Source organism: Knoellia remsis, assembly GCF_003002895.1.
In the GTDB taxonomy this organism is placed as follows: Bacteria; Actinomycetota; Actinomycetes; order Actinomycetales; family Dermatophilaceae; genus Knoellia; species Knoellia remsis.
In genome coordinates this window covers 56,730-78,519 of sequence record NZ_PVTI01000021.1, presented here as the reverse complement: position 1 = coordinate 78,519, position 21,790 = coordinate 56,730, and the positions used below count along the sequence as shown (strand labels likewise).

The window sequence follows — 21,790 nt, the reverse complement described above, 5'->3', positions numbered from 1 at the left end:
CATCGATGGTGCCGGCGCGAGTGTCCAGGTCCCGGTGCCGGTACCCGTTGCGGCTATTGGTGCGGTCCGGGCTACGGGTGCCGTACTCGGCACCGCACACGCTATCGGCCTGCGCCGACAGCAGCGCGTTGATGAACGTGGTCAGCAGATCGCGCATCAGGTCCGGGCTGGCCTGGGCGAGCTGGTCGTGCAGGAAGACGGCAGGGTCGATACTGGTGTTCGCGGTCATCGCGATGCTCCATTCGAGAGTGCTGTGAGAGGTTCACTCGAAGGATCACGCGGTGACCGCACCTACGTGCGTAGGGACACGCTCACCGGTGTCGTCGTACACCAACCCTATGGACTCAACTCGGCCAGATGGCCTCGGTGGACAGCGAGACGGTATGCCGTCCGCTCGCCTTCGTGAAAAAGTCACCCAATTGAACGCCGGCCGCGATCAGGCAATGCGACCCCGGGGCTGGAACCAGCGCTGGTAGTCCAACCGGACGCTCACGACGGCACCGCGGCTAGCCAGGGCCGTGGCAACCTGTTCGACGACCTCGTCCGGGCAGTCATACAGATCCTCGGCGCGAATGACGATGACGATCCAACCCGCCGCGCGCAGCTCAGCCCGGCGCGCCTCGTCCTTGACCCGTTGCTCGGGGTCGTCGTGCCAGCGACCGTCATACTCGAGAGCGACTTTGTGCTCCACCCACGCCAGGTCCAGACGGAAGCGCTCGACGCCCCCGACGACGTAGGAGTGGTTGCAGACCGGCTCGGGCAGGCCCGCCAACACCATGAGCAGTCGTGAGTGCGTCTCGGGTACTGATTCGGAGCGTTCTCGCACGAGCCGTGCTGCGGCGATCGCGGCGCGACGTCCGTGGCCAGACCACGCCTCACACTCGGCGAGCAGTTCCTCGGGCGAGGTCACCCCGCGAGCCACCAAGCGATCACCGAAGCTCACCAGCTCGACGAGGTTCAGTCGAACCGCCAGATGGATGAACGTCTGGGCAGGCCCGGTGACCGGAAGCCCGTGGCGATTCCACTTCTCCATGGCATACGTGAACCGGTGGACACGGATGCCATCACCCTGCGGTCTGACATCCCGGCTGAAAGCCAGGTGGATGTCGCTGCTTCTCGGCCAAGACGGCACCCAGAGCTGCGCGGCGGTCTCGTGGCTGAGCCGACCGTCCGGGGCCTTGAGATGCGCGGCCCGACATCGCACGACCAGTGAGTCAGGGACGTCGGCGCGGATGTGTACGCCCTGGAAGATCTGACGATAGGCCAGCCCATAGAGATCCCGTTTGGGTACGCCAGACCCGAGAGCCCAATCCGTGAGGAAGGGTCGGAAGGGGTCGAAGTCGTCCATCCCGACACTGTGGACCGATCCGCAAAATCCAGCGGCAGGTTATCCACAGCGCCACTTAGGCTGCCGACATGGCTCACGTGCACTCGGTCAACGTCGGGCGGCCGAAGTCGGGGCTGTCGAAGCGCCTCGACAGCGGCATCGACAAGCGCCCGGTCGACGAGATCCACGTGGCGGACCCCGGCCCGAAGGGCGTCGGAGGCAGCGGTGTCGAGGGCGATGCCGTCGTCGACACCCGCCATCACGGTGGGACCGCCCAAGCGGTGTATGCGGTGGCGCGCGAGGAGCTGGACTGGTGGTCCGTCGACCTCGGTCGCGATCTCGCGCCGGGCAACTTCGGGGAGAACCTCACGACCGCGGGCTTCGACGTCGACGCGGCGATCGTGGGCGAGCAGTGGCGCATCGGCGGGTCGGTCGTGCTCAGCGTGACCGGGCCGCGGGTGCCGTGCGCGACGTTCGCGAAGCACATGGGGGTGCGTGGCTGGGTCAAGGCGTTCGCGGCTCGCGGTCGGACCGGAGCCTATCTGTCGGTGACGCAGGCGGGCACGATCCGGACGGGCGACGAGATCCAGGTGGCCTGGCGGCCGGGGCACGGCGTGACGGTGCCGGAGCTGTTCCGCGCGTGGATGGGCGACCGTCAGCTGGCGCGGGACATCGTGGACGCGCACATCCTCGCTCCGGAGGGGCAGGCCGAGCTCGAGCGGCAGCTGGCGCGCTGGGAGCGGTAGGCGAGCGGACGGCATACATTCGAACGCGCGCAGGCGTTCAATTGGGTGAGTTTTTCACGGAGCCGACTCGTCCCTGTAGCCGTTCAATTGGGTGAGTTTTTCACGGGCGGAGGGAGCGTTGCCAGGTGCCGGCGGAGCGGGGGGCGGGCGTGATGGGGCGGCGCACCTTCGCGGCCGGGGCCGACCACGGTGACGTATGCCGTTCCGTCGCCTCCTCGACCGCCCCGCCCGCCGCGGCGGACAGGACGGCGACGAGCGCGGCGACCTGTTCGGGCGTCGCGTCGCCGATGACCTCGATCGCTTGTGCCGCAACGGAGTTCGACTCGGACATGCTGGACTCGGCCATCACAGGGGGATGTTGCCGTGCTTCTTGGGCGGGAGGGACTCGCGCTTCGTGCGGAGCGCCCGCAGCGCCTTGGTGACGTTCATGCGGGTGTTCGACGGCGTGATGACGGTGTCGATGTAGCCCCGCTCCGCGGCGATGTACGGGTTCGCGAGGGTGTCCTCGTACTCGGTGATGAACGCCGCGCGCGCAGCCTCCACGTCCTCGCCACGCTCGGCGGCCGCCGCGAGCTGCTTGCGGTAGAGGATGTTGACCGCGCCCTGGGCACCCATGACCGCGATCTGCGCCGTCGGCCACGCGAGGTTGATGTCGGCGCCGAGGTGCTTGGAACCCATGACGTCGTAGGCGCCGCCGTAGGCCTTGCGGGTGATGACGGTGACGAGCGGGACGGTCGCCTCGGCGTACGCGTAGATGAGCTTCGCGCCGCGCCGGATGATGCCGTCCCACTCCTGGTCGGTGCCGGGGAGGAACCCGGGTACGTCGACGAACGTCAGCACGGGCACGTTGAACGCGTCGCAGGTCCGCACGAACCGCGCCGCCTTCTCGGAGGCGTCGATGTCCAACGTCCCCGCGAACTGCATCGGGTTGTTCGCGACGACACCGACCGACCGGCCCTCGACGCGCCCGAAACCCACGACGAGGTTCGGTGCGAACAGCGGCGACACCTCGAGGAACTCCCCCTCGTCGAGCACCGCATCGATGACCTGGTGCATGTCGTAGGGCTGGTTCGGGCTGTCCGGGATGATCGAGTCCAGCGACCGGTCGACATCGGTCACCTCGAGCGAGAGCTCCTCGTCACCGAAGACCGGCGGCTCCTCGAGGTTGTTCGCCGGCAGGTAGGACAGCAGTGCCTTGACGTACTCGACCGCGTCCTCCTCGTCGGTGCCCATGTAGTGCGCGACACCGGACTTGGAGTTGTGGGTGCGGGCGCCGCCGAGCTCCTCGAAGCCGACGTCCTCACCGGTGACGGTCTTGATGACGTCCGGCCCGGTGATGAACATGTGCGAGGTCTGGTCGACCATGACCGTGAAGTCGGTGACGGCGGGGGAGTACACCGCCCCACCGGCGCACGGCCCCATGATGAGCGAGATCTGCGGGATGACGCCGGACGCGTGGACGTTGCGGCGGAAGATCTCGCCGTACAACCCGAGCGACACGACCCCTTCCTGGATGCGCGCGCCACCCGAGTCGTTCAGCCCCACGACCGGGCAGCCGACCTTCATCGCGAAGTCCATGACCTTGGTGATCTTCTCGCCGAAGACCTCGCCGAGCGACCCGCCGAACACCGTGAAGTCCTGCGCGAACACCGCGACGGTCCGGCCGTCGACCGTGCCGTAGCCCGTGACGACACCGTCGCCGTAGGGCCGGTTCGCGTCCTGCCCGAACGCGACCGAGCGGTGCCGGGCGTACTTGTCCATCTCGACGAACGAGCCCTCGTCGAGCAGCATCTCGAGGCGCTCGCGGGCGGTCTTCTTGCCGCGCGCGTGCTGCTTCTCGACCGCGCGCTCGGACCCGGCGTGCGCGACCTCTCCGACCCGGCGCTTGAGGTCGGCGAGCTTGCCAGCAGTCGTGTGGATGTCGATGCCGGTGTCCGCGGGGGGCAGGTCGGTGCCACCGGTGGGCTGGGAACTCGGCTGGGTGTCGGTCTCGGCCATGGTGGCGACTCTAGCCTTGACCCCGTGACCCCACGTCCCGCCTCCCCTGCGATGAACGCCACGCTCGTCACCCCCGGCTCGCCATGGCGGCCGGTCGAGGTCCACGAGAGCGTCGACTCGACGAACGCCGAGATCCTGCGCGGCGACCCGACACCGTGGCGCGTCGTCACCGCCGAGGAGCAGCGCGCCGGTCGTGGCCGCCTCGATCGGGGATGGACGACGACGCCCGGCACGAGCATCGCTGCCAGCGTCCTCCTCCCGCGCCCGACGAACGCCCCGCTCGGCTGGGTCCCGCTCGTCGTCGGGCTCGCCCTGCGCAGCGCGCTCACCGAGACGAGCGGACTGCCCGTCGACCTCAAGTGGCCCAACGACCTCCAGGCCCCGACCGACGGCCAGCGCAAGCTCGCCGGCATCCTCGCCGAGCTCACCCCGCACGGCGTCGTCGTCGGCACCGGCGTCAACATCGACACCGAGCGCGCCGACCTCCCCGCCGACACCGCGACGTCGCTGCGCGCCGCCGGCGCGCCCGGAGTGAGCCGGGAAGCCGTGCTCACGGCATACCTGCGTTCCCTCGCCACGCTGTGGGGCACCCTGCAGACCGATCCGTATGCCGTCCGCGCGGCCTACGCGGCCGCCTGCACCACCCTGGGACGCGAGGTCGTCGTGCACCTGCCGAGCGAGTCGGTGCGGGCCACCGCGACCGATGTCGACGCAGACGGCAGACTGTGCCTCACGACGAAGGACGGAGTGCGGGCGGTCGCCGCCGGCGACGTCGTCCACGTCCGCTGACAGTCCACCAACCGGCTCGAGGAGGTGCCGCGTGACCGAGGAGCCGCGACCGGATGCCCCGCGCGACCTCGAGACCGAGGTCGAGCAGCGCCTCCTCGGCAGGCCCGCGACGATGGGCCGCCGCGAGGTCAGCCGTGAGGCCGCGGTGTCGATCCTCGCAGCCCGGCGTCTCTGGCACGCCCTGGGGTTCCAGATCGTCGACGACGAGGAGGCGATGTTCACCGAGGCCGATCTCGTCGCGCTCCGCCGCGTCGCCGACCTCGTCCGGGACAACGACATCGACGAGGACCTCGCGCTCGCGATGACGCGTGCGTTCGCGCGAACGGCCGACCGGCTCTCGGTGTGGCAGACCCAGCTCGTCGCCGAGGCCCTCACGCCCGAGGACCAGGAGGCCCAGCTCGGCGAGAAGGACGCCCGCGCAGTCCCGGACCGAGGCGTGGCCGAGGCGGCGGCCTCGATGATCGTCGAGCTCGTCGACCAGCTCGAGCCGCTCATGGTCTACGTGTGGCGTCGGCACCTCACCTCTGCCATCACGCGCATGCTGGCCGACGCCAAGGACACCGACCACGACCCGAGTGCGCCGCTGCGCGTCGTCGGGTTCGCCGACCTCGTCTCGTTCACGTCGCTCGTGCGGCGGATGACCGAGCGCCAGCTCGCGGCGCTCGTCCAGCGGTTCGAGGAGCTCGCGAGCGACGTCGTGACGAGTCACGGCGGCCGCATCATCAAGACCGTGGGCGACGAGGTGCTCTTCGTCCACGCCGAGGCGGACGCCGCCGCCGCCATCGGGCTCGACCTCGTCGACGCCATGGCCGAGGACCCGTTGCTGCCGGACGTGCGGGTGGGCATGGCCTACGGCAGGACGATCAGCCGCCTCGGCGACGTCTTCGGGATGACCGTGAACCGGGCGAGCCGCCTCACCGCCGTCACACCCCCCGGCCGGGTCCTCGTCGACGACGAGGTGGCGCGCGAGCTGGGCAGCCTGTCCGGGTTCACCATGACGCAGCAGCGGCCGAGGCACCTGCGCGGCATCGGCACCGTGACCCCGTTCGAGCTGGGCCGGTCGACGGGCGCGCGCCGCGACCGGTCGTGGGACCGCCACGCCTGAACATCGGGTGTCTCGGCGGTATCGGCGGGCCGGATCGGCCTCGCCCCGATACGATCGCCGCCATGACTCGCGTGCTGCTGGCCGAGGACGACCCGGCGATCTCCGAGCCGCTCGCCCGTGCGTTGCGCCGCGAGGGCTACGAGGTCGACGTGCGTGCGGACGGCCGGGAGGCTCTCGAGGCGGCCCGGGACAACCCTGACCTCGTCGTGCTCGACCTCGGCCTCCCGACCATGGACGGTCTCGAGGTGTGCCGCCGCCTGCGCGGCGAGGGGATCACTGTGCCGGTGCTCGTCCTCACCGCGCGCGCCGACGAGGTCGACACCGTCGTGGGGCTCGATGCCGGGGCCGACGACTACGTGACCAAGCCGTTCCGGCTCGCCGAGCTGCTCGCCCGTGCCCGGGCCCTCCTGCGGCGCGGCATCCCGGAGACCCCGACGAGCGGGCCCGTCGACATCCGCGTCGACCCGGACTCGCGCCGCGTCTTCCTCCACGACGAGGAGATCCAGCTCACCGCCAAGGAGTACGAGCTGCTGCGCGTCCTCGCCCGCAACCAGGGCAAGGTCATCTCGCGCGAGCAGCTCATGCGCGAGGTCTGGGAGACCGCCTGGTACGGCTCGACGAAGACGCTCGACATGCACATCTCCGTGCTGCGCCGCAAGCTCGGCGACGATGCGATGCAGCCGCGCTACATCACGACGATCCGCGGCGTGGGGTTCCGGTTCGACCCGGCAGGGGAATGACGTAGCGATGCGTCGCCTCCTGCTGCGGTCCACGCTCGCGGCCGTCGCAGCCAGCCTCGCCGTCGTCCTCGTCCCCCTGCTGCTCCTCGGGTGGGTGGTGGCCGCCGTCCCGGACGAGCGGCGGCAGGAGACGGTCGGTGCGCTCGGTGGCTGGTCCGCAGCCCTGCTGCTCACCGCGGGCGTGGCCACCCTCTGCCTCGTCGGGCTCGCGGCCGGGTGGGTCGTCGCCAAACGGCGTTCGCACCAGCTCGGTGACCCGCTCACCGAGCTCGCCGTGCGCGCCGAGCGCCTCGGAGCCGGCGAGTCGCGATTCCAGCCGCTCGACTCGGGCATCGGCGAGATCGACCGGATCAGCGGGGTGCTCTCGCGCAGTGCGGTCCAGCTGACCCGCAACCTCGCGGCCGAACGGGACTTCGCCGCCGACGCGTCGCACCAGCTGCGCACACCCCTCACCGCCCTCCTCATGCGACTCGACGAGATCGCCTCGACCGACGACATCGGCGTCGTGCAGGAGGAGGCCCAGGTGGCGATCGACCAGGTCGAGCGGTTGAGCAAGGTCGTCGACGACCTCATGGGCCGCACCCGCGTGAGCGACCCGACCCGGCCCAGCGTCTCGCTCGATGCGGTCCTCGCCTCGCAGCAGCGCGAGTGGCAGCCGGCGTTCGCGGCGTCGAAGCGCAGCATGCGCGTGCACGGCGAGCGCGGCCTGCGCGTGCGGGCCACACCGGTCGCGCTCTCGCAGATCCTCGCGACCCTCATCGAGAACTCCCTCGCCCACGGGCGGGGCACCGTCGACATCGCCGCGCGCCGAGCAGGCCCGTCGGTCGTCATCGAGATGAGCGACGAGGGAGTGGGGGTCGACCCGTCCATCGCGCCGCACATCTTCGAGCGGTCGGTGTCCTCGACCGGCTCGGGCCTCGGCCTCAGCCTCGCCCGGGACCTGGCGGAGGACAACGGCGGTCGGCTCGAGCTCGTCAGTGCCCAGCCGGCGGTCTTCGCGGTCTTCCTCAGCGAGGCGGACTAGCGCTCAGTCGCGCTCCGGGGTGCGCGCCGGCTGGTCCCGCAGGTCCGCGAGTGGTGACTGGTCCTCGTCGATCGGCTCGCCGGCGAAGACGAACCGGCGGTACGCCCAGAACCTGAACAACGTCCCGAGCCCGATCGCGAACACCTTGGCGATGTTGTCGGCCGTGAGGGACTGGAGGTCGAGGACGTAGTTCGTGAAGGCGATGGCGACGGCCTGGATGACGAGTGCCACGCCGTTCGTCCCGGCGAAGAGCGCCGCCTCGTGGTGCGCGGGCCGGTTGCGCCGGTGCCGGAAGGTCCACGACCGGTTGCCGACCCACGCGAACGCCGTCGCGAGGCTGGCCGAGATGATGACCGCAGCGGTCGGCTTCGTCTGCAGGACGGTGTGCCGCAGGATGTTGAAGCTGCCCATGTCGACGATGAACGCGAGCAGCCCGACGATGCCGAACTTGATCGCCTCGCGGTAGAGGACGTCGATCGCCCCGCGCAGGCGGGTGAGGAGTCCGCCTGTCGGCGCGGGCTTGGTCACCGGGCGAGCCTAACCGCCGGGAGGGCTCCCGATATCCTCCCGGGGTGACTGCTCCGCTGCGCGCCCCCGGAGGCTTTCCCGTCGTCGGCATCATCGGAGGCGGGCAGCTCGCCCGCATGTGTGCCGGGCCGGCGGTCGAGCTCGGGGTGACCCTCAGCGTCCTCGCCGAGGCGCCCGACGCCAGTGCGGCGCTCGCCATCCCGTCCGCGCCGGTCGGGGCGCACACGGACGTCGATGCCGTGGTGGCGTTCGCCCGCGAGTGTGACGTCGTCACCTTCGACCACGAGCACGTCCCGTCCGACGTCCTCGCCGCACTGGCCGAGAACGGAGTGCCGATGCACCCGAGCCCTGCCGCGCTCGTCTTCGCCCAGGACAAGCTCGCCATGCGCGAGCGGCTGACCGCCCTCGGCATCCCCTGCCCGCGATGGGCGTCGGTCCGTTCGGCGGAGGAGGTCACCGCCTTCGGCGACGAGGTGGGCTGGCCCATCGTGGCCAAGACACCCCGCGGCGGGTACGACGGCAAGGGTGTGCGTGTCATCGGTAGCACGCAAGAGCTGTCCGACTGGCTCGAGCGCGCGGCGTCCGACGACAGCCCACTCCTGCTCGAGGAGCGTGTGCCGTTCACCAGGGAGCTCGCGGTGCTGCTCGCGCGCAGCCCGTCCGGTCAGGCGGCGGCGTGGCCGGTCGTCGAGACCGTCCAGACAGATGGCATCTGCACCGAGGTCATCGCGCCCGCGCCCGAGCTCGACGAGCAGCTGGCCGCCCGCGCCACCGAGGCCGGGCTACGGGTTGCCGGCGAGCTCGGAGTCACCGGCGTCCTCGCTGTCGAGCTCTTCGAGCTGCCGGACGGGGAGTTCGTCGTCAACGAGCTCGCGATGCGCCCGCACAACAGTGGTCACTGGTCGATGGACGGGGCCGTCACGGGACAGTTCGAGCAGCACCTGCGGGCCGTCCTCGACCTGCCGCTCGGGTCCCCGCGTCCGCGCGCGCCGTGGACGGTCATGGGCAACGTCCTCGGCGGCGACCACCCCGAGCTCTACCCGGCATACCGGCACGTCATGGCGCGCGACCCCGAGCTCAAGGCGCACCTCTACGGCAAGGCGGTTCGGCCGGGGCGCAAGATCGGGCACGTCAACGTCAGCGGCACCGACCTCGCGGACCTGCGCGAGCGCGCGCGGCACGCGGCGGACTACATCGAGGGAGCGGTCACCGAATGAACAGCATGAACAGCCCCGGATCGGTTTCTGCCACAGGGCAGCCCGTCGTCGGCGTCGTCATGGGCAGCGACAGCGACTGGCCCGTCATGGAGGCCGCGTCGCTGGCGCTGGAGCAGTTCGGCATCGCCCACGAGGTGGACGTCGTCTCGGCGCACCGCATGCCCGACGAGATGGTCGCCTACGGCCAACAGGCCGAGGAGCGCGGCCTGCGCGTCATCATCGCCGGCGCCGGGGGAGCTGCCCACCTGCCGGGCATGCTCGCGTCGGTGACGTCGCTACCGGTCATCGGCGTGCCGGTGCCGCTGAAGCAGCTCGACGGCATGGACTCGCTCCTCTCGATCGTCCAGATGCCCGGCGGCGTGCCCGTCGCGACGGTGTCGATCGGCGGCGCCCGCAATGCCGGGCTCCTCGCCGCCCGCATCCTCGGCGCCGGCGAGGGCGAGGAGGCCGCGCGGATCCGCACCGCGATGGGTGAGTTCCGCTCCGCCCTGCGCGACGAGGCGCACGCGAAGGGAAAGGCCTTGCGGGAGAAGCGAACTCGCGAGTCCTAGCGAGCGGAGCCCTCGCTCTTGACCCGGGGCCACTCGACCCGGGGGCAGGTGTCCATGACGACGTCGAGCCCGGCCTTGCGGGCGCGCTCGGCCGCGGCCTCGTCGATGACGCCGATCTGCATCCAGATCGCGTCGATCTGCAGTCGGTCCTTGTGCTCGATCGCCTGGTCGACGACGGCGCCGACGTTGCCCGAGTTGACGAAGCAGTCGACGACCTTGATGTCCTGGTCGGGGATGTCCGCGAGGCTCGCGTAGCCCTGGGCTCCGTGCACCGTCTCGGCATCGGGGTGGACCGGGATGATCCCCTTGTGCAGCTCGTGCTTGAGGAACTGCGCCAGGCCGTATGCCGGCCGTTCGGTGTTGTTGCTCAGTCCGACGACGATCCACACCCCCGGGTCGTTGAGCAGCTCGCGGATGAGGTCTCGGTCGTTGCGATGACGGAAGCTCACGACCCCATCATGCGCCCGATCGTCGCGCTTGTGGGGTTGCCTCGCAGGTCCGGTGCGGGTTGGGTGGTCCCATGCGATTCGGCATCTTCATCCCGCAGGGCTGGCGTCACGACCTCGTCGGCATCGAGCCCGACCAGCACTGGGGCGTCATGGCCGGCCTCGCGCGGCGCACGGACGGCATCCGCGACTGGGAGTCGCTGTGGGTCTACGACCACTTCCACCCCGTGCCGCGGCCGACGGACGCGGCCGTGCACGAGGCGTGGACGCTCATGGCCGCGTTCGCCGGGGTGACCGGGCGGGTCCGGCTGGGCCAGATGTGCACGTGCATGAGCTACCGCAACCCGGCCTACCTCGCGAAGGTCGCGGCGACCGTCGACGTCGTCTCGGAGGGTCGGGTCGAGATGGGCATCGGCGCCGGCTGGTACGAGCACGAGTGGCGCGCCTACGGCTACGGGTTCCCCTCGGCGGGGGAGCGGCTCGAGCGGCTGCGCGAGGGCGTCGAGATCTTCCGGCAGGCGTGGATGACCGGAAGTGCCACCCTCGACGGCACGCACTACCAGGTCGACGGCGCGATGTGTCACCCGCGGCCGCTGCAGGGAACCGCCTTCGACGGGTCCCCGCGCAACGGCATACCCCTGTGGATCGCCGGTGGCGGTGAGAAGAAGACGCTGCGGATCGCCGCGGAGTACGCCGACTACACGAACTTCTCCGGCATGCCGGACGAGTTCGCGCGCAAGAGCGAGGTGCTGCGCGGGCACTGCGACGACGTCGGTCGGAGCTTCGACGAGATCACCCGCTCCGCGAACTTCAACATCGTCATCGGTCGCGACGAGCGCGAGGTGGAGGAGCGGTTCGCCTGGATCGAGGACCACTACCGCCGCGCCGGTCTCCCCGAGGACGTCGTCGCCGACACGGTGCAGAGCTTCCGGGACGGGCCGGCTGTCGGCACCCCCGACCAGGTCGCGAGTGCCCTCGCCGACCTGCAGGACGCGGGCATGACGTATGCCATCACGTACTTCGTGGAAGCCGCCTACGACCTCTCGGGCGTCGAGCTCTTCGAGCGCGAGGTCATCCCGGCGCTGCGCTGACCGACCCGCCGGGGCCCTCCCCGCGTCGCACCGGACCGACGGCGACAATGGCGCCATGACGAGGCGTTCCACGATGCTCAGCCGGCCCACGCGAGCCGGCACACCCACCGGTCCGGGCCGCGCCCTCATCTGGCTGGCGCTCACCCTCGTCGTCGGCACGGTGGTGGGCTGCACCGGCTCGCCCGCCGCCGACCCCCGCGAGTCCTCGGCGACTGCCGCGACGAACAGCACAGCCACACCCGATCCGGACGACCCGTGTCTCGGGCCGAGGTCCCTCGTCCCCGCCAACTCCTGCGACCCCGTGCAGGGTGACGGGCCCCTGCTCGCCTCGCCGCAGTCCGTCTCGGCCCAGCTGAAGGACCCGTTGCTCCAGCGCTGCCAGGCCTCCATCGCCGGCACCGAGCTACGGGACTGCGTGCTCGGCACCACTGCGTCGCCCCGCGAGACCGTGGCCCTCGTGGGGGACTCGCACGCCATCTCGCTGCTGCGCACGTTCGACGAGCTGGGCAAGCGCCGCGGGTGGAAGGTCATCGTCCACGGCAAGGGGTCGTGTCCCTCGAGCGACGCGGTTCGCACGCTGCCGACGGAGGCGACCCCGGAACGCCGCAACGCCTGCCACGCCTACAACCGGGCCGTCGACGCGGCGCTGCTCGCCGACCGGTCCGTGACGCGGATCTTCGCCACGTCCTACACCGCGCGGTACGGCTGGCTGCCCCTCGGCGGTGCCACGGGAGCAGCCGCCGGCGAGAAGGGTTTCACGACCCGTTTCGAGCGCTGGCGACGCGCCGGCAAACAGGTCGTCGTGATCGCGGACGTCCCGACGCCGAAGAAGGGTGTGTCGATGCCCGACTGCGTCGCTGCCAACCCCGGGCCGTCGGACGCCTGCACCACCCCGCGCGCGGAGGCCGTCGTCCCGGACCTCGCCGTCACCGCGGCGAGGGCGCTCGGCATCACGGTCGTGGACCTCACCGACCTCTTCTGCGATGACACGACCTGCTACGGGCTCGTGGGGGACACGATCGTCTACCGCGACACCGACCACCTCGCCTTCGAGTACGCCGCGCTCCTCGCGCCGTATCTCGACGAGCGACTCGGCTGACCGCTCCCTCGGCGCCGTCGCGACGTGAGGCGAGCCACGTCACGAGCGGCGGGCGGACGGCATACGCGTCGTTAGGATCGCCGGGTGAGTGCGAACACCAAGGCAGCAGACTTCCCCCTCTTCCAGCTGAGCGAGGACCACGAGGCGATCCGCGAGGCGGTGCGCGACGTGGCCGAGGCCAAGATCGCACCCTTCGCCGCTGCGGTGGACGAGGAGTCGCGCTACCCGCAGGAGGCGCACGACGCGCTCGTCGCCTCCGACTTCTTCGCCCCGCACATCGCCGAGGAGTACGGCGGCGTCGGCGCGGACGCGCTCGCGACGTGCATCGTCATCGAGGAGGTCGCGCGGGTCGACGCCTCCGCCTCGCTCATCCCCGCGGTCAACAAGCTCGGCACGATGCCGCTCATCCTCGGGGCGAGCGACGACGTCAAGTCGCGCTACCTGCCGCCGGTCGCCGAGGGCAAGGCGACGTTCTCGTACGGCCTGTCCGAGCGCGAGGCCGGGTCGGACACAGCGTCGATGAAGTGCCGCGCCGTCCGTGACGGTGACGACTGGGTCCTCAGCGGACAGAAGTCGTGGATCACGAACGCCGGTGTCTCGCAGTACTACACGGTCCTCGCGGTCACCGACCCCGACGGTGCGCGGGGCAACAACATCACCGCGTTCGTCGTCGAGAAGGGCGACGAGGGCTTCGACTTCGGTGAGAAGGAGCGCAAGCTCGGCATCAAGGGCAGCCCCACCCGCGAGCTGCACTTCGACAAGGTGCGCATCCCCGGCGACCGCATGGTCGGCGCGGAGGGCGAGGGCCTCAAGATCGCGCTGCGCACCCTCGACCACACCCGCGTCACCATCGGCGCCCAGGCCGTCGGTATCGCGCAGGGCGCGCTCGAGCAGGCGACGGCATACGTCAAGGAACGCAAGCAGTTCGGCAAGAACATCGCCGAGTTCCAGGGGATCCAGTTCATGCTCGCCGACATGGCGATGGAGCTCGAGGCCGCTCGCCAGCTCGTCTATGTCGCGGCGGCGAAGTCCGAGCGCGGCGACGCCGACCTGCCGTTCTTCGGCGCGGCCGCCAAGTGCTACGCCAGCGACGTCGCGATGAAGGTGACGACCGACGCGGTCCAGCTCCTCGGCGGCGCCGGCTACACGCGCGACTTCCCGCTCGAGCGGATGATGCGCGACGCGAAGATCACCCAGATCTACGAGGGCACCAACCAGGTGCAGCGCCTCGTCATGGCCCGTCAGCTGCTCAAGGGCTGAGGGCCCGGGTCAGTTCTCGCTGCTCGGCCTGCCGTCGGTGCCGGCCGGCGGGGCCTCGAGCGGCTCGTCCTCGCGCAGCATGCGGAACAGCTCGCGGGCGCGGTCGGTGTCCCACTTGACCGCCGAGCCTGCCGCGGTCGGGTAGTTGGTGCTCTGGATGGGCACGGTGAGGCTGAGCGTGGAGCCATTCCCCGCCCCGCGCATCGCGAGCAGGATGCGCGACGCGTCCCGCATCGACGTCTCCTCGCCGACGCCGACGGCCCCAGCGGCGGTGTGCGTGAAGGACCAGTAGCGGAACGGGTTGAGGACGGTCGACGGCGTCGCGGCACCCTTCATGATGGCGGCGAGGAACTGCCGCTGGCGCTCGGCTCGGCCGATGTCTCCGCGGGGGTCGGAGTAGCGGGCGCGCACGAAGCCGAGGGCGTTCTTGCCGTCGAGGGTCTGGCAGCCCTTCTTGAGGTTGATGTGCGCCTTGGCGTCGTCCATGTCGAAGGGGACGCAGATGTCGACCCCGCCGAGGCTGTCGACGACGGAGGCGAAACCACCGAAGCCGATCTCGAGGTACCCGTCGATGCGCAGGTCGGTCACCTGCTCGAGCGTCTCGACGAGGAGCTCCGGGCCGCCGATCGCGTAGGCCGCATTGACCTTGTTGCTGTTGTTGCCCGGGATCGGCATGTAGCTGTCGCGGGGGATCGAGACGATGACGGACTTGCCGCCACCGGACGGAACGTGGACGAGCATGATCGAGTCCGTCCGGCGGCCCTCGGCCTGACCGGTGCCGAGCTCGTTGCGCTCCTCGCGGGACAGTCCCTCGCGCGAGTCGGAACCGACCAGCAGGTAGGTGTTGCCGTCGGTCTCGGCCGGTCGCTCACCGGAGGGCTGGTCGTCGACGCGCGACACCGAGCTCCAGGCGTGCACCGGGGCGAAGACGAGGTAGGCGAGCCACGCGACGAGCAGCACCGGCACGAGGCGCCACCAACGGAGCCGGCGGCGCCGGGGCGGGGGAGTCGCGACAGGGCGCCGTGGGTCACGAGGTCCGCGCGGGGCGCGGGGGTCGCGCCGGCCGCGCGTGCTGCGCGTGCTGCGCGGATCGCGGGCCCGGTCGTCCCACGTGTCGTCGCCGCGGACCGCCGGGGGTTCCGGGCGCGGGCGCGGCTGCTCCCGGACGGCTCGCTCCCGGACGGCCCGCTCCCGAGCAGGCCGCTGCTCACGCGCGGGCGGCGGGACCGGGCGACGAGAGGAACGACGCCGACCCCGGGTGTCGACGGTGAAGGCTCCGTCGTCGTCCTCGGACCCGTCGCGGGCGGGACGCGCAGGCCCACGCCGGGGCAGGGGGCGCGCGTCGTCTGCACGTCTCGGGCGGTCGGGCACGCGCCCCATACTCCGCTCACCGCGGTCGCCGAAGCAAAACCACGCGCCGACCCTTGCCGACCCCCACAGGTACCCGTGCGGAATGATCGTCGCCATGCCAGCCTCCGCCGAGCACCCGGCCGTGAGCGTCGTCATCCCGGTCCTCAACGAGGGTGCGCACCTTCGTGCGGCGGTCGACCAGGTCCTGTCGCAGTCGTTTGCCGGTGAGCTCGAGGTCGTCCTCGCTCTCGGCCCGTCGAGCGATGACACCGACGACATCGCCGCCGAGCTCGTCGCGGCCGACCCGCGAGTGCGGACGGTCCCCAACCCGAGCGGCCGTACCCCCGCAGCCCTGAACGCCGGGATCGCCGCAGCCCGTCACGACGTCATCGTCCGGGTGGACGGGCACGCCGAGATCCCCGCGGACTACGTCGCGACCGCGGTACGTACCCTCGAGGAGACGGGTGCCGACAACGTCGGGGGCCTGATGAAGGCCGTGGGGCGCACCCCCTTCGAGCGGGCCGTCGCCTGCGCGATGCGCAGCCGCCTCGGCGTCGGCGGTGGCACCTTCCATGTCGGCGGCAGGGCAGGACCTGTCGACACCGTCTACCTCGGTGCCTTCCGGCGTGCCGCGCTCGACCGTGTGGGTGGCTACGACGAGCGCTATACGCGTACCCAGGACTGGCACCTCAACCTCCGCATCCGGCAGACGGGCGGGATCGTGTGGTTCACGCCGGACATGGAGGTGACGTACCGTCCCCGGTCGACCGTGCGACGGCTCGCGCGACAGTACCTCGAGTACGGGCGCTGGCGCCGGGTCGTCGCCCGCGAGCACCCCGAGACCATGAACGCCCGCTACCTCGCCCCACCCGCGATGGTGGCCGGGACGACCGCGGCGACCCTGCTGGGGCTGGCGTGGGCGCCCGCGCTCGCGGTCCCCGCGGCATACCTGCTCGCCGTCACCGCGGGCGGCGCCGCGATCAGTCGCGGTGAGCCGCTCGCGACGCGCGCCCTGACACCGGTGGCCCTCGCGACGATGCACTGGTCGTGGGGCGTCGGGTTCCTCACGAGCCCGAAGAGCCTGGGGCGGGTGAGCTGATGCGCATCCTCATGCTCGTGTGGACCGGGGTCGCGACGGACGCACGTGTCCTGCGCGAGGCGAGAGCCCTCGTCGAGGCCGGGCACACCGTGCACATCATCGGACGGGCCGTGCCCGACGACTTCGACCCCGGACCGGGGATCACCGTCGGGTCGGCGGGACTGGCGCCGGCCGCCCAGGGACGCGGTCGGCGCCTGAGCGCCCCCGAGCGGGCCGCCCGCTGGGCGCTGCTGCCGCAGCACCGGGCCCGACGCCTGCGGGCGTGGCAGGAGCAGGCGTTGCGGCTCGCGCGCACGTGGGCCGGTGACGCCGGGGTCCCGGACGTCGTCCACGTACACGACTTCACGGCACTCGAGCCGGGCGTCGAGCTGGCCAGGGAGTGGTCGGTGCCGTACGTCTACGACACCCACGAGTACTGGGTCGGCCGGCCGGTCGAGGGGCGTCCCGCCCCGGTGGCCCTGCGTCGTGAGGCACGAGTCGAGGACGAGCTCGTCGCCGGCGCCGCGGCCGTCGTCACGGTCGGCGACGGGGTCGCGCGGGCCCTGCGGCGCGACCACCCGACGTGGCCGGAGATCACCGTCGTGCGCAACACCTTCCCCCTCTCGGACGCCGCGGGGGTCGCCTCACCACCCGCGGGGCTCGTGTATGCCGGCCGGCTGGCTCGCGACCGCGAGCTCGAGGTCGTCGCGGCGGCGAGCCGTCGGCTCGACCTGCCCGTCACGCTGATGGGCCCGGCCGACGCCGAGTGGCTCGAGGGGTTCGACCCCGGCGCGGCGACGGTCGAGCCGAGCGCCGGCCACGACGTCGTCGACCAGCGGCTGCGGGAGGCGGGTGCCGCCCTCGTCACGCACAGCGACCGATGGGAGAACCACCGTCTCGCCATGCCCAACAAGCTCTTCCACGCGGTGGCGGTCGGCGTCCCCGTCGTGGCGACCGATGTGGGAGAGCTCGGGGCGCTCGTCCGGGAACACGGGGTGGGCACGCTCTACCCTCCCGGGTCGGTCGACGGGCTGGTCGCAGCGGTCGAGAGGCTGCGGGCCGACCACCCGGCCTTTCTCGACGCGGTCCGTGGGGCCCGAGCCGAGCTGTCCTGGGATCGCGACGCCGCCGCGCTCGTCCGGGTCCATCGGTCGTTGGGGGAGCTCCGGCGTCCTCTACACTGACGAGTCGCCGCGCCGCACCCTGCCCGAGAGGTCGACGACGGTCGCTGCGAACACGACGAAAGATGGGTGACGGGATGTCAGAGGCCGACCAGGCCACCGGCCACCGCGACGCCGGGGACGGGCGGACCGAGGAGCAGGCCGCCGCCGACGCCGCGGCCGCCGACCATGCCGCGAACCGCGAGGCCAACGAGCGCGCGGCTCGGTCCGGCTACCTCACCGAGGTCCAGGTCTACGAGCCCCACCGGGTCGGGCTGCCGCCCCTCGTCCCGTACTTCCGCGAGCTCTGGAACCGACGCGAGTTCGCCGCGGAGCTCTCGCGCGCGGAGATGCGCTCCGCCAACACCCGAACGTTCTTCGGCCAGATCTGGCTCGTCATCAACCCGCTCCTGCTCGCCGGCGTCTACTTCATCCTGTTGTTCATCCTCGCCCGCCGACAGGACGGCGCCGCGTTCTTCGCGCACCTCACGGCCGGCATCTTCGCCTTCTACTTCATCTCCGGTGCGATCACGACCGGTGCCCGGTCCGTCGTCGGCGGCGGCGCGCTCATCGCGAACATGTCCTTCCCGCGGCTGCTCATGCCGCTGTCGTCGGTGCGGACCGCGTTCTTCCGGTTCCTCCCACCGCTCGCGGTCTACTTCGCCATCCACGCCGCGACCGGGCAGCCCTGGTCGTGGAAGATGCTGCTCGCCGCGTACTTCCTCGGCTGCATGACGGTGTTCGCCGCCGGCCTGGCCGCACTCTTCGCCACCCTGCAGGTGTACTTCCGCGACACGCTGAGCTTCCTGCCGTACTTCCTGCGCATCTGGCTCTACCTCAGCCCGGTGCTCTGGTTCATCGAGGAGGTGCCGGCCAAGCTCGCCCCGTTCATGAAGTTCAACCCGTTGTTCTCCGTCCTGGGTGGCTTCACCGACCTGCTCGTCCGCTCCGACGTGCCGCCGCTGCACATCTGGGTCATGGCGGCCGTGTGGTCGGTCCTCATGGCGGTCGTCGGGTTCCTGTTCTTCATCTCGAGGGAGCGTGAGTTCGCTGTCCGCCTCTGAGCCCGTGTCGACGCCCACCGCCACCGGGACCGCACCGAACCCCGAACGCATCGCGGTCAAGGTCGAGGACGTCTCGGTGACCTACCGGACGACGTTCGAGCGCACCCCGACCTTCAAGCAGGCCATCGTCCGCTTCGGTCGCGGCGAGCGCGCGGTGCGGGAGGTCCACGCCCTCAAGAAGGTGTCCTTCACCGTCAACGAGGGCACCTCCCTCGGCATCATCGGGGCCAATGGCGCCGGCAAGTCCACCCTCATCCGCACCATCGGCGGCATCCTCCCGCCGACGAGCGGCCGCATCGAGGTCCATGGCCGGATCAGCGCCCTGCTCGCCCTCGGCGTCGGCTTCAACCCCAACCTCTCGGGCCGCGAGAACGTCGTCCTCGGCGGGCTCGCCAACGGCCTGACGCGTGCCCAGGTTGCTGCCCGAGCGGAGGAGATCGCCGAGTTCTCCGAGCTCGGCGACTTCATGGACCTGCCGATCCGCACCTACTCCTCGGGCATGCGGTCCAAGCTCGCCTTTGCGGTGTCCGTGCACATGGACCCCGACATCCTCATGATCGACGAGGCGCTCTCCGCGGGCGACGCCGCCTTCAAGAAGAAGGCCGCGGACAAGATGCAGGAGCTCATGGGGTCGGCCCGCGCGATGTTCCTCGTGTCGCACGGCCTCGGCTCCATCAAGGAGATGTGCAACCGGGCGATCTGGCTGCACAAGGGCACGCTCATGTACGAGGGCAGCCCGGACGAGGTCATCGCGGCCTACACGAAGTTCCTCAAGGTCGGTGAGGACGCCTTCAGCCTCGAGGACCTGTGAGCCGCGAGGGGCACCCCGACGTCACGATCGTCACGTCCGGGCACGACGTCGCCGACGCCCGGCTGCACCGGCTCACCCGCGCGCTCCAGCGCCGCGGCGCCGCCGTCGAGGTGCTCGGTCTCGGCGCCGAGGTGGACGCCCCCGACGGGGCGCAGGTGCGGACCTGGCCGCGCGGCTCGATGGTCGGGCGTGGGCTGCGCGGCCTGACGATGGCGCGAGCGGCGCGGGGGTCGGTGCTGCTCGCCCTGGACCCGGACTCGCTCATCTGGGCACGGGCGTGGGGCCGGCTGACCGGTCGCCCCGTGGTCGCCGACGTGCACGAGGACTACCGGCGCATGCTCGAGGATCGCGCCTGGGCCCAGGGGCTGCTCGGCCGGGGGGCCCGCGTCGTCGCCCGGGCCGCGGAGGTCGTGGCCGCCCGGGCGGACCTGACCCTCGTCGCCGACGAGCACGTGCCACCGGGGAGGGCACGCCGACGGCTCGTCGTCCGCAACGAGGCCGACCACGAGCTCATCGGGCCGTCCCGGCCCTGGGACGAGCAGCCGCGCGCGGCCTACGTCGGTGACGTCCGGGCGAGCCGCGGGCTGTTCGCCATGCTCGACGCCCTCCGTGCCGCGCCCGGTTGGCGGCTGGACGTCGTGGGGCCCGTCGCCGGGGCCGACCAGGTGCGGGTCGACGCCCTCCTCGCCGCCGAGCCCGACCTCGCCCGGCGCATCTCGTGGCACGGCCGTCAGCCCCCGGCACAGGCCTGGGCGATCGCGCACGGGGCGTGGGTGGGCTTCGCCCTGCTCGAGGACACCCCGGCCTTTCGCGACGCGCTCCCCTCGAAACTGCACGAGTACATCGCCGCCGGCCTCGTCCCCGTCGTCACCCCGCTGCCCCGCCAGCGCCGTCTCTGCGAGGAGGTCGGCGGCTTCGTCGTGCGTGACGGTCAGGAGGCAGGGGCCGTCCTGCGCCGGCTCGCCGCCGAGCCCGAGCTCCGCTCGCGGGTGCGCTCACCCCGAGCGGCGGGGACGCGCACGTCCTACGACGTCGCAGCCGAAGCCGTCCTCGGGTTGGTCCCGTGACCGACGGACCCGCACCCGTCCACCGCCCGCGCGTGGCGATGGTCGTCAACAACGGCATGGCCAACGACTCGCGGGTCATCAAGTCCGCGGTCTCGCTCGCCCGGGCCGGCGCGGACGTCACGGCGTTCGGCGTCGCCTCCGCCGGGGCCGCCGGCGCCGAGACGACGTCCGGCGGAGCGCACTTCGTCCGGTTGCCGACCTTCCCCAGGCGCGGGGTCACCGCGTCCTACGCTGCGTATGCCGTCCGGCGCCGTCGTGGGCGGCTCGGCCCCGCGGAGCGGTGGCGTACGTCCCTCGCCGCGACGACGGCATACGCCCGCGCCTTCGTCCCGGCCCTGCGCGAGCACGCGCCGGACGTCGTCCACGTCCACGACGTCCACGTCCTCGGCGCCGTGCTCGAGGCGTGGCCGGACCCCGCCACCCGCCCGGCAGTGGTCTACGACGCGCACGAGTACGTCGCGGACCTCGCGGTCTCCGGGGCGCGGACCCGCCGCGTCGTCGACGGCTGGGCCGCCCTCGAGGCCGAAGTGATCCCGCACGTCGACCGGGTCATCACCGTGGCGGACGGCATCGCCCGCCGGCTCGAGGCCGAGCACCCGCTGCGGGCCCCGGTCGCCGTGGTGCACAACGCCCCGCTCGCGTGGGACCACCTCAGGGCGTCACGAGACCTGCGCGCCGAGGCGGGGGTCGGCGCCGACACCGCGCTCGCGGTGTACTCCGGCGCGGTGAGCGCCGCCCGCGGCCTCGACACCGTCATCGACGCGCTGCCGTCGGCGCCGGGGGTGCACCTCGCCGTCGTCGCCGTGCCTCACCCGCACCCCATGGCGCCCGAGCTGGAGCGACGGGCTCGCGAGGCGGGTGTCGCCGACCGGCTCCACCTCGTCCCACCCGTCGCGTCGGCCGAGGTCCCGAGCTACCTCAGCGCCGCCGACGTGGCGGTGAGCCCGATCCACGGGGACTCGGCGAGCTACGACATGGCCCTGCCCAACAAGCTGTTCGAGTTCATCCATGCCGGCCTGCCGATCGCGACGAGCGACATCGCCGCGATGGCGGGTTTCGTCCGCGAGCACGGCCTCGGCGCGGTCTTCCGGCAGCGCGACGCGATCGACTGTGCCTGCGCGCTCGTCGAGGTGCTCGAGAGGGTCCGGGTCGGCGAGGGGCCGGACCCGGGGGTGCTCGCGCGGCTGCGCCACGAGTTCTCCTGGCAGACCCAGGAGCGTCACCTCGTCGAGGTCTACCGCGACCTGCCGAGCGGCGCGACCGCCGGTCTCGAGGTCCCGGACCGGCCGTGGCACCTCGAGGAGCTCCAGCTCGACTTCGGGGGTGCCTGAGACCTCCG

The 21,790-nt window shown here is 71.6% G+C and carries 23 protein-coding genes; 16 read left to right on the top strand and 7 right to left on the bottom strand.

The genetic code is table 11. From position 1 onward, the window contains the following. A partial coding sequence (locus BCF74_RS12555; protein ID WP_177426661.1) for a transposase occupies positions 1–229 on the bottom strand: 229 nt, incomplete at its 3' end. 207 nt (positions 230–436) lie between these two features. Further along, positions 437–1,348, bottom strand: a complete 912-nt coding sequence (locus BCF74_RS12550) for a DUF559 domain-containing protein (protein ID WP_106298295.1) — start codon at positions 1,346–1,348, stop codon at positions 437–439. A 68-nt stretch (positions 1,349–1,416) separates the two neighbouring features. Here BCF74_RS12550 and BCF74_RS12545 point away from each other — a divergent pair, with 68 nt between their 5' ends. Beyond that, the gene (locus BCF74_RS12545) at positions 1,417–2,073 is read left to right on the top strand and encodes an MOSC domain-containing protein (protein WP_106298294.1); all 657 of its coding nucleotides are present in this window, start codon (positions 1,417–1,419) and stop codon (positions 2,071–2,073) included. Between the two features lie 100 nt (positions 2,074–2,173). Here the strand turns inward: BCF74_RS12545 and BCF74_RS12540 are convergent, their stop codons facing one another. Both BCF74_RS12540 and BCF74_RS12535 read right to left on the bottom strand, forming a co-directional pair. After that, complete coding sequence (locus BCF74_RS12540) at positions 2,174–2,419, bottom strand: acyl-CoA carboxylase epsilon subunit (RefSeq protein ID WP_106298293.1); 246 nt, start codon at positions 2,417–2,419, stop codon at positions 2,174–2,176. Further along, positions 2,419–4,071 carry an acyl-CoA carboxylase subunit beta gene (locus tag BCF74_RS12535; RefSeq protein ID WP_218279264.1) on the bottom strand — a complete coding sequence of 551 codons (1,653 nt, stop codon included), beginning with the start codon at positions 4,069–4,071 and terminating at the stop codon, positions 2,419–2,421. The genes BCF74_RS12540 and BCF74_RS12535 overlap by 1 nt, the downstream gene beginning before the upstream one ends. A gap of 24 nt (positions 4,072–4,095) precedes the next feature. On the opposite strand from BCF74_RS12535, the gene BCF74_RS12530 reads away from it, so the two are divergent. The 4 genes from BCF74_RS12530 to BCF74_RS12515 all read left to right on the top strand — a co-directional run bounded on the left by BCF74_RS12530 (position 4,096) and on the right by BCF74_RS12515 (position 7,729). After that, positions 4,096–4,860 carry a biotin--[acetyl-CoA-carboxylase] ligase gene (locus BCF74_RS12530; protein ID WP_245889336.1) on the top strand — a complete coding sequence of 255 codons (765 nt, stop codon included), beginning with the start codon at positions 4,096–4,098 and terminating at the stop codon, positions 4,858–4,860. A gap of 31 nt (positions 4,861–4,891) precedes the next feature. Next, complete coding sequence (locus BCF74_RS12525; protein ID WP_245889335.1) at positions 4,892–5,965, top strand: adenylate/guanylate cyclase domain-containing protein; 1,074 nt, start codon at positions 4,892–4,894, stop codon at positions 5,963–5,965. 62 nt (positions 5,966–6,027) lie between these two features. Next, positions 6,028–6,705: a response regulator transcription factor gene (locus BCF74_RS12520; protein WP_106298290.1), complete on the top strand. Its 678-nt coding sequence runs from the start codon at positions 6,028–6,030 to the stop codon at positions 6,703–6,705. A 7-nt stretch (positions 6,706–6,712) separates the two neighbouring features. Next, a complete protein-coding gene (locus tag BCF74_RS12515) occupies positions 6,713–7,729 on the top strand; it encodes a sensor histidine kinase (protein ID WP_106298289.1) in 1,017 nt (338 codons plus the stop codon). Positions 7,730–7,732: 3 nt separating this feature from the next. Here BCF74_RS12515 and BCF74_RS12510 read toward each other — a convergent pair whose 3' ends face one another. Further along, positions 7,733–8,257 carry a GtrA family protein gene (locus BCF74_RS12510; RefSeq protein WP_106298288.1) on the bottom strand — a complete coding sequence of 175 codons (525 nt, stop codon included), beginning with the start codon at positions 8,255–8,257 and terminating at the stop codon, positions 7,733–7,735. 44 nt (positions 8,258–8,301) lie between these two features. Here BCF74_RS12510 and BCF74_RS12505 point away from each other — a divergent pair, with 44 nt between their 5' ends. Together BCF74_RS12505 and purE are read left to right on the top strand one after the other, a co-directional pair. Next, positions 8,302–9,474: a 5-(carboxyamino)imidazole ribonucleotide synthase gene (locus tag BCF74_RS12505; RefSeq protein WP_106298287.1), complete on the top strand. Its 1,173-nt coding sequence runs from the start codon at positions 8,302–8,304 to the stop codon at positions 9,472–9,474. 5 nt (positions 9,475–9,479) lie between these two features. Continuing rightward, the gene (gene purE / locus BCF74_RS12500) at positions 9,480–10,025 is read left to right on the top strand and encodes a 5-(carboxyamino)imidazole ribonucleotide mutase (RefSeq protein ID WP_170070235.1); all 546 of its coding nucleotides are present in this window, start codon (positions 9,480–9,482) and stop codon (positions 10,023–10,025) included. Here the strand turns inward: purE and BCF74_RS12495 are convergent. Then, positions 10,022–10,474 (bottom strand): CoA-binding protein, encoded by a 453-nt coding sequence (locus BCF74_RS12495; protein ID WP_106298285.1) that lies wholly within the window; start codon positions 10,472–10,474, stop codon positions 10,022–10,024. The two genes, purE and BCF74_RS12495, sit on opposite strands and share 4 nt — an antisense overlap. 71 nt (positions 10,475–10,545) lie before the next feature. Between BCF74_RS12495 and BCF74_RS12490 the strand changes: the two genes are divergently transcribed. The 3 genes from BCF74_RS12490 (at position 10,546) to BCF74_RS12480 (ending at position 13,921) form a co-directional block, all read left to right on the top strand. Further along, positions 10,546–11,562 carry an LLM class F420-dependent oxidoreductase gene (locus BCF74_RS12490; RefSeq protein WP_106298284.1) on the top strand — a complete coding sequence of 339 codons (1,017 nt, stop codon included), beginning with the start codon at positions 10,546–10,548 and terminating at the stop codon, positions 11,560–11,562. Positions 11,563–11,617: 55 nt separating this feature from the next. Further along, positions 11,618–12,661 (top strand): SGNH hydrolase domain-containing protein, encoded by a 1,044-nt coding sequence (locus tag BCF74_RS12485; RefSeq protein ID WP_146132960.1) that lies wholly within the window; start codon positions 11,618–11,620, stop codon positions 12,659–12,661. An 84-nt stretch (positions 12,662–12,745) separates the two neighbouring features. Continuing rightward, complete coding sequence (locus BCF74_RS12480; protein ID WP_106298282.1) at positions 12,746–13,921, top strand: acyl-CoA dehydrogenase family protein; 1,176 nt, start codon at positions 12,746–12,748, stop codon at positions 13,919–13,921. Positions 13,922–13,930: 9 nt separating this feature from the next. Here the strand turns inward: BCF74_RS12480 and BCF74_RS12475 are convergent, their stop codons facing one another. Then, complete coding sequence (locus BCF74_RS12475) at positions 13,931–14,887, bottom strand: LCP family protein (protein WP_106298281.1); 957 nt, start codon at positions 14,885–14,887, stop codon at positions 13,931–13,933. Between the two features lie 499 nt (positions 14,888–15,386). On the opposite strand from BCF74_RS12475, the gene BCF74_RS12470 reads away from it, so the two are divergent. From BCF74_RS12470 to BCF74_RS12445, 6 genes are all read left to right on the top strand, one after another. Next, a complete protein-coding gene (locus BCF74_RS12470; protein WP_106298304.1) occupies positions 15,387–16,370 on the top strand; it encodes a glycosyltransferase family 2 protein in 984 nt (327 codons plus the stop codon). Further along, entirely contained in the window at positions 16,370–17,533 is a 1,164-nt protein-coding gene (locus BCF74_RS12465) for a glycosyltransferase (RefSeq protein WP_106298280.1), read from the top strand. The genes BCF74_RS12470 and BCF74_RS12465 overlap by 1 nt, the downstream gene beginning before the upstream one ends. Before the next feature lie 74 nt (positions 17,534–17,607). Then, positions 17,608–18,573, top strand: coding sequence for an ABC transporter permease (locus BCF74_RS12460; RefSeq protein WP_106298303.1), 966 nt, complete (start codon positions 17,608–17,610; stop codon positions 18,571–18,573). Between the two features lie 4 nt (positions 18,574–18,577). Beyond that, on the top strand, positions 18,578–19,384 hold the full coding sequence (locus BCF74_RS12455) for an ABC transporter ATP-binding protein (RefSeq protein WP_245889334.1): 807 nt from the start codon (positions 18,578–18,580) through the stop codon (positions 19,382–19,384). Continuing rightward, entirely contained in the window at positions 19,381–20,451 is a 1,071-nt protein-coding gene (locus BCF74_RS12450) for a glycosyltransferase family protein (RefSeq protein ID WP_106298279.1), read from the top strand. Before BCF74_RS12455 ends, BCF74_RS12450 begins: the two co-directional genes overlap by 4 nt. Further along, complete coding sequence (locus BCF74_RS12445; protein WP_106298278.1) at positions 20,448–21,782, top strand: glycosyltransferase family 4 protein; 1,335 nt, start codon at positions 20,448–20,450, stop codon at positions 21,780–21,782. The genes BCF74_RS12450 and BCF74_RS12445 overlap by 4 nt, the downstream gene beginning before the upstream one ends. The last annotated feature ends 8 nt before the right edge of the window (positions 21,783–21,790 follow it).